The organism is Clostridium sp. C8-1-8, assembly GCF_009928445.1.
Classification (GTDB): domain Bacteria; phylum Bacillota; class Clostridia; order Clostridiales; family Clostridiaceae; genus Clostridium_AR.
This window is the reverse complement of the sequence record NZ_JAABNO010000007.1, coordinates 127,041-144,054: the sequence shown is the minus strand read 5'-3', so window position 1 is coordinate 144,054 and position 17,014 is coordinate 127,041. Positions and strand designations below refer to the sequence as shown.

The following is a 17,014-nucleotide window of genomic DNA, read 5'->3' as shown; positions in this document are numbered from 1 at the left end:
TTTATCACAATTCGTTTATTTGTATTTACATATAAATATATAAGTGATATATTTATATTACCAATTAAATTTTACACAATTCAATTAAGTTCAATATTATTGGAGGTATTAAAAATGAGTATATATGATTTTAAAGCTACAGATATAGATGGTAAAGAGGTTGACTTTTCTCAATATAAGGGTAAAGTATTACTTATAGTAAACACTGCAAGTAAGTGTGGACTAACTCCTCAATTCGAAGAGTTAGAAGCTTTGTACAAGAAGCTTGGCAATGAAAAATTCGAAATTCTTGGATTCCCTTGCAATCAATTTGCTAGTCAAGATCCAGGAAACAGCGATGAAATTAAAAGCTTCTGCATGTTAAATTATGGAGTAACTTTCAAAATGTTTGAGAAGGTTGATGTTAATGGAGAAAACGCTCATCCAATATACAAATATTTAACTTCTCAAAAAGGCGGAGTTTTAAGCAAAGCAGTAAAGTGGAATTTTACTAAATTCTTAGTAGATTCAAAAGGAAATGTAGTAGACAGATATGCCCCAACTACAGTTCCTTCAAAGATTGAGGAGGATATTACTAAACTTTTAAAGGACGTGTAAACATGAATGAGAACGAATTAAAAGATGAACTGTTAAAATTAGATAACCAATTATGTTTTGCTATCTACGCTTGTTCTAAAGAGATAATTAAAGGCTATAGACCTTTTCTTGATAACTTAGGTCTTACTTATACTCAATATATAACATTACTAGCTCTTTGGGAAAAAGATGGTGTAACTGTTAAAGAGTTAGGAAGCAGACTTTATCTTGATTCTGGTACTTTAACTCCTCTACTAAAAAAGCTAGAAGCTTCTAATTTAATAGTAAGAATCAGAGATAAAGAAGACGAACGAAACGTAATTATAAAACTGACCGAAGAAGGAAAAAACAAAAAAATGTCTGCTGAATGCATTCCTTATAAATTGCTTGAAAACACTAAACTTTCACCTGAAAAGCTAGAAAACATCAGGGAAAGCATGAAAGCTTTATTAGACTCGATGAAATAGTAACATCAAAGAAGGTGCTCAAAACTATAAAAATAGTTTTGAGCACCTTCTCTTTAGCTGAATAATTAACTTAATAAATATTACATTTGGTTAGGGTCCGGCCATTGAATATATGGTGTTATAAAACTTCCTATATTTTGAGCATTAATATTAGAAATTGCAGGAATAAATAAAGTCACAATAATCGAAACGCCTAAGATTACCTTTGACAAAGTTCTCTTCATATCACACACACCTTCCAAGTTTTATATATAATTCTATTATATTACACCAGCTTTAATATTACATTAACTAATAATCCAAAAAGTATAATTTTTTATATAAGAGGTTCAATCTCGTTTAGCAACCTTATTAATTCATCATGGTTGCCTTGTAATGCCTCTACATGAGCTAGTTTATATATAGCAAAGCGCTTACCGTCAGTTAAATTATTAGTCTCTAAGGTATCTAAAAGCCTATACATTTTGTCCTTTATCTTGTGATAATCTTTCTTTGTTTCTAATATTTTTACTAAATCCCTATAGCTTTCTATAAGGGCCTCAAATCTCTTATATTGCTCTGCCATATCTATAGCCAATTCAAATAACATGATACTTTCTTCATATAAGCCTTGTTTAAGAAGCACTTTTCCTTTAAGGCCCAAAATGTGTGGTAGCGTAGGCTTATCAAACTGAACCTTTAGACTTTGTGCTAAGCTTATGTATTTCAAGCTCCTTCCAAGATCTTCTTTTTTATAGTATACCTCTGATAAATTAGTATATATTAATGCAAGAAGAGGCATATTTTCATCTTTAATAATTCTTTCTATATTATGAAATTCATGTTCTGCATCATCTAATTGATTAGTAACAGCCATTATGGATGCTCTTGTTAACATAGCTTTTATAACCGTGTCTCTATCTTTTATTTCATCCTGTGCGGCTAAAATAGTATTTTCTAATATATCAACAGCTTGGTCATATTTAGGTACTTGAGAATATACTACAGCCAGAGAATAACTAGAACTATAGTAAGACTCTAAATCTTCTAAATCTATAGCATAGCATATTGCCTGCTTGTAAAAGAAAACAGCATCCTCAAAGCAATTCTTTCTTACCTTACAAAAACCTAATTTCATATATACTTCTATTTGCTCTTTCTCCATTTTAAGCTCTTTATATTTTCCTAGAGAGTTATTTAGAGCTATAAACGCTTGTGTATATTCATTGTCCTTAAGATATTTTATGCCCCATATTTTATACGTATATGCCATTAAGTCATCAAGTTCAAACCTTTTTTCTATATCTACAAGCTCTTCGAGTTTTTCATAACTTAGAGATTCAGCACTTTGCAATTCACGCTCACAATAATATCGTGCATCCTCCGCCGGAGTTCTAGAAAAATACTCGTCATCTAAGTTTAGATTAGCACTTATCCTTTTAGCTATTTCATTAAATTTCTCAGCTAATAACTTAGAACTATTTTTACTTACTGTCCTTTTGCCACTTTCCATCATACTTATAAAAGCTCTAGTCATATTGATACATTCTAATTGTGACTGATTAACACGAAACTTTTTACGCATTAGTCTTATTTTCTCGCTTGGACTATAAAATTCCAATTTAAATCCCCCCCACTATATATTCACTCATGACTGAGACATTATGATACATATATTAGTAATTATACATTAAAATTACATATACTGTGTATAGAAGAGAAAAATTTGTTAATACATCAAAATTATATAGAGTTTTGTTTCATAAAAATTAAAAACTTTCAAAAGTATGGCTTTTTTTTATTAAATCATTCGTATTAGATTATACGAAATATAGTTTAAATGTTAAATTGATAATGTAGTCTATATACATATATGTTCAAAAATATAACATCATAATGTTTTTATCTTCATAATAACTTCATATAAAATGGATATGATTATTAAGGATGCGGTACTTTAGGATAAGAGTTATTGATATAATTCTGCATCTACTGATATGAAATAAAATTTTAAGGGGGCATACCAATGGCTATTAAGGTTATTAACCTTAGTATTAAAGACATGACTTGTAATTCTTGTGAAAATAGAATATCTAATTCATTAAAAGAACTAAACGGTGTACTAGAAGCTAGGGCTAGTTTTAAAAACTCATCGGTTTATGTAAGATTCGATACCGAAAAATGCTCCTATGGAAGAATATGCTCCGCTATAGAAGCATCAGGTTACAATGTAGTAGGAGAAATATCTTCAATTGCTAACTTAAAAAGTAACTCCAATAAAAAAGAGCTACTACCAATCCTAGCAATTATACTAATAGCTTTCGTATTCATTAGGTTTGGACAAAACTCCATCGGATTTGATATGAGCTCTAAGCTTGGTACAAATACTACATATATTATGCTATTTGTAATAGGTGTATTTACTTCTATTCATTGTGTTGGTATGTGTGGCGGAATAATGCTATCTCAAAGCATTTCAATAAAAAATACAAACAAGTTATCTAACCTTAAACCTGCTTTACTTTACAATACAGGCAGGCTAATATCCTATACAATTCTTGGTGGTATTGTAGGTGCTATAGGTTCAGTGTTTTCAATAACTATTGGTACACAGGCTTTAATATCTATAATCGCTGGAGTATTTATGGTTGTAATGGGCTTTAACTTAGCTGGCTTTAAATTCTTTAGAGGAATAAATATTAAGCTCCCGTGGTCAGGCTGTAACACAAAGAAACTCACCTCTGGTAAACCATTAATTATAGGCTTACTAAATGGATTGATGCCTTGCGGTCCTCTTCAAACTATGCAACTATATGCACTAGCTACCGGAAGTGCTTTTAGAGGAGCTACTTCAATGTTTATTTTTGCCTTAGGAACCATTCCATTAATGCTTGTATTTGGTGTAGCAGCAAGCTTTATAAATAGCTCTAATACTAAGAAGCTGTTAAAGGTTAGTGGTGTTGTTGTAATATTGCTTGGCTTCATAATGGCAAATAGAGGCTTTACACTAATGGGCTTTAACCTATCTCCTATGTCTATAATAAACCAAAAGACCTTGAGTTCAAATGTAAAGATGTCAGAGGATAATAAAGGGAAACTCGTAGATGGCAAACAAGTTATTAACCTAATAGCGGATGGTAAAGGCTATACGCCAAATGTGGTTTTTCTACAAAAAAATGTACCTGCAAAGATAATAATAGATGGAAAGCAAATAACTTCTTGTAACAATGAGATAGTTTTTCCAAGCCTTAATATAAGTAAGAAACTTAAAACTGGAGAAAACGTAGTCGAATTTACCCCAACAGATAAAGACATAGACTATAGTTGCTGGATGGGCATGATATCAGGAAAAATAAAAGTTGTTGATAACCTTGATAGTGTATCTAAGGAAGATATATCTAAAGCTCAAACAGATCAAGGTACTTCTTCTGCAACCGGTGGAAGTTGCTGTGGCCCTTCTGGTGGAGCTGCACAAGAGCCTACTCTATACGGTCTCCCTATATCACAGGTTCCTACTAATAAGATAGTTGCAAAAGCAAAACTTAATGGGGTTAATCAAAGCATTACTGTAAGTACAAAGTCAAACGACTTTGATCCTTTAGTATGGGTATTTAAAAACGGCCTTGCAGCTAAAGTAACCCTTGATCTAAAAAATATGACAGATTCTGATGGTCAATACGATATAATAGAGTCCACTAAAAACACAAAAGTAAATAGCTTCATTATAAACAACGGAAAAGGAACGTTTAATATGAAATTTGATAAAGAAGAAACTTACTTTATCCAGAGAAACTATACCATCTATGGTGTAATAAAGTCTGTTAATGATTTTGACAATATTGACTTAGAAAAAATAAGAAGTGAGGTAATTAATTAGCTCACTGACAAAGTTCATATATCATTAATACTTTTTCAGCATATGACCTTTTGAAAACTGGTTAAGAGGTTCTGTCAACATAAAAAGTTTCAAAGCAGTATATCTACTAGCCTTGAAACTTTTTTCTTTTTATGCTTCCCCAGCTGCCCTTAAGCTTATTAAACTTTAATATTCCCTCTAATCTGTACAATGTGGTCATTTGCCTATAACCAAAGTTCTCTATAACTCCATAAAAGGTTAACTTTATCAACTGCCATATGGATGGATACTTATTAAAGGTGTACTCCTCTAGTAATATGGCGCCTATAGAAAGTATTACTCCATATAATATTGAAGCAGCTAGAAATAAAATAAAGTACCTAACATTGAGCAGTCCAAAAATATATGATAATGGAATAAAGATATATCCTATAACCTCTATAACAGGTCCTATCATCTCAAATATCCAGAAGTAAGGTGCAGCTAAAACCCCTATCTTTCCATATCTAGGATTAAATAATATTCTTTTATTTTTGAACAGACTATCCATTAAACCTATTTGCCATCTTCTTCTTTGAACCCTTAAGTCTTTGAATTTTTCAGGAGCTTGAGTCCAACAAACTGGATCTGGAATAAACTTTATTCTATATTTTATTTTTTTCTCTCTCATAGCTCTATGAAGCTTTACCACCAGTTCCATATCTTCTCCTATGGTTTTAACTGTATATCCTCCAACCTCAATTACACTCTCCTTTTTAAAAGCACCAAAAGCTCCAGATATTATAAGTAAAGCATCTATAGCATCCCATCCCATTCTTCCAGTTAAGAAAGCTCTCAAATACTCTACTATCTGGAACATAGCAACTTTATTTTTAGGTAGTCTTATATCCTTTATCTTTCCATTATTTATTATGCTTCCATTAGCTATTCTTACTATCCCTCCTACAGCTATAGTAAGTTTATCCTCAACAAAAGGCATTATAACTCTAACTAAAGAATCACTTTCAAGGATTGAATCAGCATCAATTGAAGCAAATACAGGATATCTAGATACGTTTATTCCTGCATTCAAAGCATCTGCCTTACCTCCATTTTCCTTATCTACAACCACCAACTTAGGTATATCTATATTTTTATATATAGCCTTAATTTTATTTGTATTTACCCTATACCTTATAGGTTGATATACCTTTCTGAGGTTAAACCCTTCTATTACTCTTTGTAAGGTTTCATCTTTAGATCCGTCATTTATCACAACAATCTCAAAGGTAGGATAGTTTAAGGTTAAAAGGGATCTTATATTATCAACTATGGTTTCCTGTTCATTATAAGCAGGCACTAACACCGAAATAGGAATCATGTTGTCCGATTCTGTATACTTCTTGTGGTTAGAATATCTCATTTTCCTTATATAATCATATAGGTTGAAGCTTGACATTATCAATTGAATAAAATATATACCGTTTATTATAAGCACGTAGTATAAAATGAAGTGGTTAAACGCTAAAATAATTCTTCTCAAAATATCAATCATTTTTTGTCTCACCACCATTTTCAATATAGTCCCTTATAAGCTTAGATAATTTATTTTCATATTGTTTTTCCATATCACCTTCATCAACTATCTTTGAAATTAAATCTAAGTCCTCCATAGCTGATATTATTATGTCTTTTGCAAACTTATCCTCACCTTCGAAAACCTTATCCACATATTTAAGCTCTTTATCTAATTTTAATATAGCTACAGCTGAGTTAAACCTTACAAACCACTGTCTATCTGATAACTTTTCTAGTAAGTGCTGTATAACACTACTTTCCCCATATCTGCCTAAGGTTTTTGCAGCCAACGCTCTAACCTCCCAGCTATCATCATTTAAGAGACTTGTTATTTTCTCTAAGTATCTTATATCTTTTAAATTTCCTAAAGCCTTTATAGCTGCTATTCTTCTTTCTTTGGATTCATTATCCAGATAACTAGCTATTTGTTCCACTAGAGAATATTCTAGAGAGTTACCTGCAGACTTAATGAATAAGGAACTAATAAACTCATCCTCTGCATGAATCATTTTGGAATATATCTTAGTTTTTTCACCTTCAAAGCTATCTATTATTTCAATAATGCTTCTTTCACTAAGCAGTATAGATCCATCTATTTGAGTGAAAGCCTTTATAAAACTTTCTTCCTCTCCTATCTTGGCTAATGCTAGCAGAGCATTATACTTTATATCCTGAATTGATGAAGGCATTTGCTCTAACAAGTATGGTATTGCCTTTTTACTTCTTATTTCACCTAACTGCTTACATATAAGTGCTATCTTATATATGTTTCTACTATTTAACTGTTTTATCTCGTAATCTACTATTCCATAATCTTCACAAAACTTAATGAGAATATCCCTAAACTCACCTTTGAAGTTTTCTAGATAATAAACTACTCTCTCTTCCACAATATCTCTTCTAAGACTGCTCCTTAGTATTTTTTTTAGCCTTACCTGCGTTATATTTGGATTTGTAACCTCTGATTTATCAATTAGTTCATTTACCACAGCATCAATCTCTGGAATAAGCTGTTTCTCATACCTTGCTTTTCTTTTCTTATTTAACCTTTCCATAGCTTTTTCAATTATTATGTACACGTATAAAAATTCAACTACTATGCTGAAAAGGATTATAGAATAATATATATACTGTTCCATTTATACACCATCATTCTTTTATATACTTTTTTATTAATTCATCCATTTTCTTTGGTGAAAATGGCTTTTTCAGGATTTCATCAGCTCCTATATCCATAAGATTCACTTCATGTTCTTCCCCTTTTTGTCCAAGTAATACTATTATCTTTATATTATTATCTATCTTTTTAGCTTTTTTTATAAATTCATCTGCATACATGGTGTCCATATAGTAGTCAATTATAATTAAATCAAATTTTGTGTACTTCATAAAAACTAAGGCATCATTGCCATTTTCAGCAACTGAAACTGAATATTTCTTACTTTTATATCTGCCAATCATTATCGAAGTCAATGAAATATCATCGTCTACAATTAGTATGTTTCCTTTACTATCCTCAAGCACCTTATGTTCTAACAAATGTGATTTATTTTTCAAATTACTGTCCTCCTATGTATTTAAATGCATCCTTAAGTATATAGTAGGAAGGCTTAAGCCTTTCGTGATAACTTGGAGTATTCCAGTTGTTCCAGCTAATATATCCCATCTCGTTGCTACTTATATTTTTATTATTTACCATATGTATACCACCTATATAAATACCATTTACCGACTTAGGACTAATTCCACTTACATAAAAGTCATTCATTGCTTTCTTTGTTGATGGATCCATAAAGTTTATAAGCTGCCATGGAATCCTTACTTCTATGTTATCTCCGTTAATATTAAAATCCGCTAAAGAATTGTACTTATCATGCTTTGGATTGCCATCTCCAAAGGTTAGTCTTCCAGTTTCATATTTTGATAGAGGTAGTGTAACCTTATCTTGAGGCAAAAATAACTCTTTATTGAGACATAAATATATTGGATTAAAGATATCATTTTGCTTCTTTTCATATTCTGAGTTCCTCTCTATCATATTTAACTGCTTAGCGTATAGGTAATAAAAAGCATCATAATAGCTATGGACTAGAACTCTTGAATTACTTTTGCCATCTATTTGTATTACAAAATCCACAGGTCTCTGAAACTTTATCTGTGTATCTTTCATAGTATAGCTTCCAGAATTATCAGTTACATCTATAGGAATTAGAAATTTATCCTTATCTATATTGAAATTATCTATCTTAGCATATAGATATAAATATTTCTCATCATGCTTTGAGTATAAGCTAAAGTCATTTCCCTTTGCTATGAGTTTACTATCTTCCCATTCCTTAGGGTCCCCATCAACGTAGCATACACTTTCCTTCTGCCCAGGATCAAAGGATAAAACGCCGAATTCTTGCTCATTTGTCTGTGGGTTAGACCAATATGCTCTTCTCTCTGGTATATCTAAATCCATGGTATTCCAAGTCCTCTTAAACCATTCATCCTGCCAGGTAAACACTAAGCCTCCCATATATCCTTCATCGTATATGTTCTGCAGCATGAACTTATCCATCTCACCTTGACTATTCTCATCCACATCTCCCTGATTAAAGCCCATATGTATATTCACGTGAGCTGATCCTCTTGAAGCTGGTATTCCAAACTCTGCTACTAATACTGGAATAGTGTGTTGTTTTATAAGCTCCTTCAAATAAGCTCTATAAGTATTAGTTTTGCCATCTGGATCTTTATAATTAGCATACTCATGCTGGTAATTCATAAAATCAGGATAGTAGGGATATATATGATAGGAAGCAAATAAACCAGGTTTAAAAGCTTCTTTACTTTTTATATGCTCTGTATTAACAGAAACCTTATCTTCTTTTGGAAGGGGTTCATTTGGGTGAGCCAACATATCTGTAGTAACCCAATTAGTAAAGCTTGTAGGCCTTTGCATCTTATAATTTGTTGTTTCATAATCTATAGCATAATCCCCTATCTCACAAAGAAACTTTTCAAAAGCGGATGCTCCCTTTGTATATAAATATTTGCCTTCATAGCTACTACTTTTAGAATTAACTTCATCGGTATTTATAACAAAATCAGGATCCCACTCTATACCTAGTATCCAACCTGCAATATATGGAGACACATCTTTCTTATATACTCCACTGGCATATCCTTTCTTCTCAGGAAGTTCTGCCTTTCCATGGATTATATCTATTAAAGCCTTTATATCCTCTTTAGCCTGTTGCTTTATCTTGCTATCCTCTGCATTTTTAATCTTAACTATGCTTTCTTCGTTTACCCAAAGACCTTGAAATAAATAAATTGGCTTGATTGATTCTCTGTTATACTCGTAAAGAGCTTCATAAAAACTTGGTTTCAAGGTAGTATATACTCTTATATAATCCGCATTCATTTCACCTATATACTTAAACCATTTTTTATACTCTTCCTTTGTTATTGCAAGCTCTCCTGGAAAGGTGCCAGGTTTTGCAGCACCTATATTTACCCCTTTAACAAACTGTTTCTTCCACTTTCCAATATCATAAATATAAAAGTTCTTAGAATCTACTTTAGAAACAAAACTAATATTATCTTCCTTGTACGTAGATAATTTATTTCTTACAATATATCCAAACTTCCATATGGATAAAATAATAATCATTAAAGCTATTACTACCGACAAAAACTTCTTCATATAAATACTGCTGACAAACCCTCATAGAACTATATACCTATTACTTCTTGCTTGCTAAATTAATTATGTTCTAAGCGGCCAGCAAGCTCCTTTCCTCATATTTGTGCAATCAATCCTTCAATAAAGGCTCCTTAAAGTATTTGATATCCAAACACTTAATTTCAACAGAGTACTTTAACAGTAACTTATTATATAAATGTATTATATCTTTTAGTTAACATATATATTATGTTCTAATACACTTTCAACCATGTAAAAAAGTATATAAGGAAAATCTAGGAGACAAAAAAAGCTAAGAGTAAATACTCCTAGCTTTTTTTCTATCTGGACATACATGCCCTTATTTTTTTTATTCTTTTATCTCCAACTTCTTCAACCTTAAACATAACATTTTTATACTCCACGATTTTTTCCTCTTCGCTTCTAGGAATCTTACCTATCATACTTATAAGGAAACCACCTATTGTATCAAAGTTATCAGTTTCTATATCCAAATGGAGATGCTCATTAACATCATTTATCGACAAAAGACCATCTATTAAATAAGTGTTATTATCTAACTTCTTAATTTCACTTTCACTATCATCATATTCATCAAAAATATTACCCATTACCTCTTCTATCAAGTCTTCAATGGAAACTACTCCTGAGAATCCACCGTATTCATCTATAAGAATAGCCATATGATTCTTAGAATCCTGAAGTTCTTTAAAAAGAGTATCTATATTCTTTGTTTCAGGAACAAAATAAGGAGCTCTTAATATGCTTCTTAAGTTGATCTTATCAATACCAGTTTTATTGGCCTGAAAGAAGAAATCCTTCATATATAATATCCCTATTATATTGTCAATGTCATCTTCATAAACAGGGACTCTAGAAAAGTTTTCATTTAACAGTTTGGATGATATCTCTCTTATCGGAGTATTTATGTTTAATAAAAATACCTCTGTCCTTGGAGTCATTACCTCTTTGGCTAACTTATCATCAAACTCAATTATACTTTCTATCATTTCTTTTTCAGTTTCATTTATAACACCATGCTCTTGTCCAACTTGAACCAGTGACTTTATTTCTTCCTTAGAAACCTTTTCTTCTAAATTCTTATCATCAATTCCAACTAGTCTCAAAAGCAAATTGGTAGATCCTGAAAGAAACTTTATAAAAGGACTAGTTACCTTTGAAACAAACAATATAGGCATAACTGAAAACATCGCTATCCCCTCAGAATTTTGAAGAGCAATTCTCTTTGGAAATAATTCTCCAAATACCAGTGTAAAATATGATAGTAATATAGTTATAACAACTAAGGATATCTGGCTGCTATAAGGTATATTAAACTTATCTAAAAATGTGGAAAAGTGACTGCTTATTCCAGTAGCAGCTGAAGCACTGGCAAAAAAGCTCGCAAGAGTTATACCAACTTGTATAGTTGCTAAAAAGTTACTAGGTTCGTCTAAAAGTCTGATTAGAGATATGGCTTTCTTATTTCCTTTGTCAGCAAGATTTTTAATCCTGTTCTTATTCAAAGAAACTATCGCCATTTCTGCAGATGAGAAAAAAGCATTTACTAGTGTTAAAATAACTATTAATATTAATTGAAACAAAATACTACTACTATACGGGCTCGGGTCCATATATTTAATACCTCCTAAAACATTATAGCTATAATGATATCATAGCAAAAAAATTCTTTCAAATTCGAAAAATTCTTAGAATTGTCTAATAATTTACCTTTTAAGCCTACTATTGATTTTAGCATAGCTAGTCTTTCTAAACCTCGCTCATAATTCGAATAAGTAGTGATAGCTCGTATAAATATCAGAGCATAAGACTTTTCTTATATATTATATGAATCCTTAATATAGGTTTGTTACTTTATAGTAGAACAAAAATAAAAACACTTTTACACACAGATAAAATAAAAATGTACCTATTACTATATCAAAGAAGCTAATTCTTCTAGGATACAGCAATAGGTACTGTTTTACAGATAGCTTAAATATATTAATCTATCTATAAAACGGAACTTATTATATATTAACTATAAGGGTTTGCTTTTATAAATTGTCACCATTGGTAGCTATAATATTTTTATACCAATAGTAACTCTTCTTCTTAATTCTTCTTAGATCCTTGTCACCAGTTTCGTCTTTATTTACATAAACAAAACCGTAACGCTTCTGATATCCATTTAACCAGCTCAAAAGATCTGTAAAGGACCATGTGCAGTAACCTATAAGATTTACTCCATCAGTTATTGCTTCCTTACAAGCCTTAACATGAGCTTCTAAATAATCTATTCTGTAATCATCATTTACAACATCATTTTCTTCTAGCTTATCAAATTCACCTAGTCCATTTTCAGTTATTAATACAGGAAGCCCATATCTATTTGAAATTCTTCTAAGTGCAACTCTTAAGCCTTCAGGATCAATCTCCCAGTCCCAGTTAGTAGCTTCAAGATGTTCATTTCTTTTAGTCTTAAACACCCCTGGGATTCCACTATCTTGAGTACTTCCCTTTTTACCGGAAGTATTCATTTTGCCTTCTCCTACACCATCAAGTGGATTTGCCTCTACTGTAGTGGTTCTATAGTAATTAACTCCCATAAAATCAGGAGTACCTGCTTTTAATAGTTCTATATCTCCATCCTTTATGGTTGGAGCTAACCCTTTGCTTTGTAAATACTTATAAGCTATGGCAGGATATTCACCTCTTGCATAAACATCCATCCACCAATAATTATTTAATTCCTCATAGTTCTCAAAAGCTAATACATCTTCTGGTTTACAACTAGCTGGATATGCTGGCGAATAAGCAAAGCTTGGTCCTATTTTTCCATTAGGAACATACTTTCTAAAAGATTGTATAGCCTTTGCATTGGCTAAGAATGCTATATGATTTGCTTCATAAAGTCTCTTTTGATCCTTAACTCCAGGTGGGTGGAGTGCTGAACCATAGCCAAGTCCTATAAATACATTCTGCTCATTCAATGTAACCCAATGCTTAACTCTATCTCCAAAAGCCTTAAATAAAGTTATACAATATTCATTAAAATCATCTATAATTTCTCTGGACTCCCAAGCACCATAAGCATCCATTAAAGCCTGAGGTACATCCCAATGATATATTGTTACTACTGGCTCTATGTTATTTTCTATTAATTCATTTATAAGATTATCGTAAAACCTTAAACCTTCTTGGTTTACTTCTCCTCTTCCATTTGGGTATATTCTACTCCATGCAATAGAAAATCTATATGCTTTTAAGCCCATTTCTTTCATTAGGGCAACGTCTTCTTTATATCTATGATAGTGATCTACTGCCACATCACCATTAGTGCCCATGTATGTTGTACCTGGTATCTTAGTATATATGTCCCATACTGATGGACCTTTTCCGTCTTCATTCCACGCACCTTCTACCTGATATGCTGCTGAAGCTGATCCCCAAAGAAAGTTTTTGGGAAATTTACTCAATTTATCGTATATCACAATCACCACTCCCTTTTATATAATTCTATAATTAAAATTACATTGGGTAAACAATTACAGCACTTATAGTAACATGTTAACAACTATTGTGAATTTGTTTTTTCAAAAAACATGTTGTTACATAATATTGTACAATCATAATTATTACTTTATAATATTTATTAGATTTCTAACTACTTTATATATGACAGGAGAATTATATGAACACTATATTATTTGACTTAGATGGTACTTTGCTACCTATGGATACAGATGAATTCACAAGAATATATTTTACAGAAATGGCTATTTACCTTTCGGATCTTATTGATGGAAAAACTCTAGCAAAAAACATATGGGCTTCTACTGAAGCTATGGTAAAAAGTCTTGATTTCAAAACCAATGAAGAAGTATTCTTAGAGGACTTTGCTACTAGAATAGATACAGACATAAATATTTATAAAGAAAGATTTTATAGCTTTTACGATTCTGGATTTCTAAATGCCAAAAAGGCAGTTTACGAAAATGAACATATAAAAAACAGCGTAGCTCTATTAAAGAAAAAAGGCTACCAACTTGTTATAGCAACTAATCCACTGTTTCCTCTAAAAGCTATACTACATAGAATAAGCTGGGCTGGACTTAATGCTGATGACTTTGTGTACATATCTTCATATGAAAAAAACCACTACTGTAAACCACAAGTCAAGTTCTATGAAGAAATATTGAAAGATATAGGAAAAAATCCTGGTGATTGCATGATGGTAGGTAATGACGTAGAAGAAGATATGGTTGCTGGAAACCTAGGGATAGAAACTTACTTGATAACAGATAACTTATTGCAAAGATCTGCAGATGAAGCTAATGCTGATCATAAAGGAAGTTATGAGGATTTCTACAAATTCGCAGAAAAACTTCCTAACTTAGCTTAGAGTAATACATATATTTTTGTTGCCCACATATAGTGCTTACTTAAACACACTATTATGAGGGCATTTTTTATTAAAAAAGCTTACAACTTTTGCCTTCAAATATTAATCCTAATATACCATAATAATCATAGTTGTTACCTTTCATTATTTATCTTATAATTATCTATAAAGAGATGCCCCCTAAAGAGAATTGTTTCATCTCTTTATATCAAGTAATATTATATTTTCGGAGGCGCATTGTGGCTTATATATTTTATAAAGATGGACATTCTGTCGGTAACACGTCTATAGATAATCTTAATGATATGAATTCAGATATAATTTTATATATATCACAAGATAAGAATGAGAGTTTTTTTAAAACTCCTCATAAAAATACTTCAATCACAGTAACTAGGGATATTGTTCACAAAGATAAAAATACGATACTGCTAAGTATCCCCTACTTAAATACCCATAGTAAATACATTATAGAGGCTATTTTATATAAAGATATCTTAATAGTAAACCTGAAGGATAAATCCTGTATTGAGTTTTTGAAAGAAAAATTAGCCACAGATACTAATGTAAACTCAAAAGCTTTATTGCTTCATTTATTTGAATACTTATCTTTCACCTATATGGACAAGCTAATGAGACTTAATGAAACCATAGAGGAATTATTCGAAAACGCTATTTCTGATAAGGTTATAGCAATGGAACAAATTCTTAAAAAGAAAAAAACCGTTTCTCTTATAAAAAGGTATACCACTTACTATAAATCAATGGTTAATTACCTAGAGGACGAGCTATCCGATCAGATCATGTATAATAAAGTCTTCTTTTCCTTTGACCATTCATTACAAATAGTAGAAAATGTTGAAAGCTCCATATATTCATGTATCGATATATATAACTCTATATCTGGAAATAGAATGAATAAGACTATGGAACTTCTAACCTTTATAACTATATTCACTTTACCATTGACAATTATTACTGGAGTGTTTGGGATGAACTTTGAGAAGATGCCTTTGCTATCAAATAAATTTGGATTTGCTTTAGCTTTCATATTAGCTATAGCTATAGCCTTAATAGAGTACCTATTTTTTAAAAAGAAGAAATACTTATAGAAATTGAAGAGGTGAGCTGTTTATGAATACAAAAAAACTTTCTCTTATTATTTGCGCTATAATAACTCTAAGCGTAGCAATATCTGGTTGCACTAAAGTAGAAGCGGTGGTAACCAGTACTCCTGTTAGCAGTGAGCCTAATGTAATAAAATATGAACCTCCTACTGGAGCTTCATCCTCTACTAACTCGTCGAAAAACAGTAGTACTAGTTCTAATACAAAAAATTCAAATTCTCAAGCTTCTGGTGAAAAGAACAACGGAGCTTCTGCAGTTAAGTCAGTAACCTCAAGTAAGTCTAACAGTATAAAAACTAGTAATGCAACTAAGGCAAATGTGTCATCTGAATCTTCATTGTACCAGGCAATAAAGAAAAGCATTGAAACTGGAACTGACATATCTGTAGATTTATCTAAGCTTTCAATAAATGAAGATATATCAGATTATGCGTTAAGAGTAGCTAGTGAGACCGGATATGCCGGCTATCTATCAAATGTTCAGTATAATACCACTGGAAATATTGTAGTTCTGCACTTTAACTATAAAGCTGGCAAGGATGGTTTTATGTCTCAGATGTCAGCAGTTAACTCTAAAGTCCAATCTGTTGTTAGTTCTGTTATAAAACAAGGAATGAATGATTTTCAAAAAGAAGCAGCTCTTCATGACTATGTTGTAAACAATACAGTATATGACTCCAAAAATCTTGAAGCAAACACCTTACCTGATGACTCCTTCACAGCTTATGGTGTGTTCTTTAAGAAAGTTGCTGTATGTCAAGGATATTCTGAGGCTATGTATAGACTATTAAATGCAGCTGGGGTGTCAACTAAGATAGTTACCGGTACTGCTAACGGAGTGCCTCACGCTTGGAATCTTGTTAGTATAAACGGAGCTTATTATCACTTAGATTCAACCTTTGATGATCCTATATCATCCTCAGGTAATCTTTTAAGCTATAATTACTTTAATATAACTGATAGTCAAATATCAAGAGATCATAGCTGGAATAGAAACAACTATCCTACTGCTACAAGTACCGCTGCAAATTACTTTAAAGTAAATAATCTATTAGCTAACAATAAAAATGATTTTTACAGTATCATATATGATGGACTTGCAAAAAGTAAAACCACTATAATATGTAAGACAAGCGATTATGATACTAATACGTTTTCCCCTAGCGCTTTAGTAGATGTTATTTCTAAACACCCAGAATTGAAAAACATAAATAGCTCCAAGGGCTTCTCTTACAGTTATGACCAGAATTCAAATGTAATGGAATTCTTCGTAAGTTATAAATAATAAAAAGAACATGAAAAATCGCTAACGATATCTTCCGTTAGCGATTTTTCATATATAATTTTTTATGT

14 protein-coding genes are annotated in these 17,014 nt (G+C 31.5%); 6 read left to right on the top strand and 8 right to left on the bottom strand.

What is annotated here, in order from left to right; genetic code table 11:
- The first annotated feature begins 114 nt into the window (after window positions 1-114).
- A complete protein-coding gene (locus GXK57_RS09645; protein ID WP_160675018.1) occupies window positions 115-597 on the top strand; it encodes a glutathione peroxidase in 483 nt (160 codons plus the stop codon).
- A 2-nt stretch (window positions 598-599) separates the two neighbouring features.
- Window positions 600-1,043 (top strand): MarR family transcriptional regulator, encoded by a 444-nt coding sequence (locus GXK57_RS09640; RefSeq protein ID WP_160675015.1) that lies wholly within the window; start codon window positions 600-602, stop codon window positions 1,041-1,043.
- Between the two features lie 80 nt (window positions 1,044-1,123).
- Here the strand turns inward: GXK57_RS09640 and GXK57_RS09635 are convergent, their stop codons facing one another.
- Together GXK57_RS09635 and GXK57_RS09630 are read right to left on the bottom strand one after the other, a co-directional pair.
- On the bottom strand, window positions 1,124-1,267 hold the full coding sequence (locus GXK57_RS09635; RefSeq protein ID WP_160675012.1) for a hypothetical protein: 144 nt from the start codon (window positions 1,265-1,267) through the stop codon (window positions 1,124-1,126).
- Between the two features lie 92 nt (window positions 1,268-1,359).
- Window positions 1,360-2,643, bottom strand: coding sequence for a helix-turn-helix transcriptional regulator (locus GXK57_RS09630; protein WP_160675009.1), 1,284 nt, complete (start codon window positions 2,641-2,643; stop codon window positions 1,360-1,362).
- Between the two features lie 405 nt (window positions 2,644-3,048).
- Here GXK57_RS09630 and GXK57_RS09625 point away from each other — a divergent pair, with 405 nt between their 5' ends.
- Complete coding sequence (locus GXK57_RS09625; RefSeq protein ID WP_160675006.1) at window positions 3,049-4,899, top strand: sulfite exporter TauE/SafE family protein; 1,851 nt, start codon at window positions 3,049-3,051, stop codon at window positions 4,897-4,899.
- A gap of 106 nt (window positions 4,900-5,005) precedes the next feature.
- Here the strand turns inward: GXK57_RS09625 and GXK57_RS09620 are convergent, their stop codons facing one another.
- From GXK57_RS09620 to GXK57_RS09595, 6 genes are all read right to left on the bottom strand, one after another.
- Window positions 5,006-6,412: a glycosyltransferase gene (locus tag GXK57_RS09620; RefSeq protein ID WP_160675003.1), complete on the bottom strand. Its 1,407-nt coding sequence runs from the start codon at window positions 6,410-6,412 to the stop codon at window positions 5,006-5,008.
- The gene (locus GXK57_RS09615) at window positions 6,405-7,574 is read right to left on the bottom strand and encodes a HEAT repeat domain-containing protein (protein ID WP_160675000.1); all 1,170 of its coding nucleotides are present in this window, start codon (window positions 7,572-7,574) and stop codon (window positions 6,405-6,407) included. Before GXK57_RS09615 ends, GXK57_RS09620 begins: the two co-directional genes overlap by 8 nt.
- 10 nt (window positions 7,575-7,584) lie before the next feature.
- The gene (locus tag GXK57_RS09610; RefSeq protein WP_160674997.1) at window positions 7,585-7,992 is read right to left on the bottom strand and encodes a response regulator; all 408 of its coding nucleotides are present in this window, start codon (window positions 7,990-7,992) and stop codon (window positions 7,585-7,587) included.
- Between the two features lies 1 nt (window position 7,993).
- On the bottom strand, window positions 7,994-10,129 hold the full coding sequence (locus GXK57_RS09605) for a family 2 glycosyl transferase (RefSeq protein WP_160674994.1): 2,136 nt from the start codon (window positions 10,127-10,129) through the stop codon (window positions 7,994-7,996).
- A gap of 320 nt (window positions 10,130-10,449) precedes the next feature.
- Window positions 10,450-11,763 (bottom strand): hemolysin family protein, encoded by a 1,314-nt coding sequence (locus tag GXK57_RS09600; RefSeq protein WP_160674991.1) that lies wholly within the window; start codon window positions 11,761-11,763, stop codon window positions 10,450-10,452.
- Window positions 11,764-12,186: 423 nt separating this feature from the next.
- Window positions 12,187-13,623 (bottom strand): glycoside hydrolase family 1 protein, encoded by a 1,437-nt coding sequence (locus GXK57_RS09595; RefSeq protein ID WP_160674988.1) that lies wholly within the window; start codon window positions 13,621-13,623, stop codon window positions 12,187-12,189.
- A 200-nt stretch (window positions 13,624-13,823) separates the two neighbouring features.
- Between GXK57_RS09595 and GXK57_RS09590 the strand changes: the two genes are divergently transcribed.
- The 3 genes from GXK57_RS09590 (at window position 13,824) to GXK57_RS09580 (ending at window position 16,946) form a co-directional block, all read left to right on the top strand.
- Window positions 13,824-14,534 (top strand): HAD family hydrolase, encoded by a 711-nt coding sequence (locus GXK57_RS09590; protein ID WP_160674986.1) that lies wholly within the window; start codon window positions 13,824-13,826, stop codon window positions 14,532-14,534.
- Between the two features lie 239 nt (window positions 14,535-14,773).
- A complete protein-coding gene (locus GXK57_RS09585; RefSeq protein WP_160674983.1) occupies window positions 14,774-15,646 on the top strand; it encodes a CorA family divalent cation transporter in 873 nt (290 codons plus the stop codon).
- A 22-nt stretch (window positions 15,647-15,668) separates the two neighbouring features.
- Window positions 15,669-16,946: a transglutaminase domain-containing protein gene (locus GXK57_RS09580; protein ID WP_160674980.1), complete on the top strand. Its 1,278-nt coding sequence runs from the start codon at window positions 15,669-15,671 to the stop codon at window positions 16,944-16,946.
- Window positions 16,947-17,014: the final 68 nt, after the last annotated feature.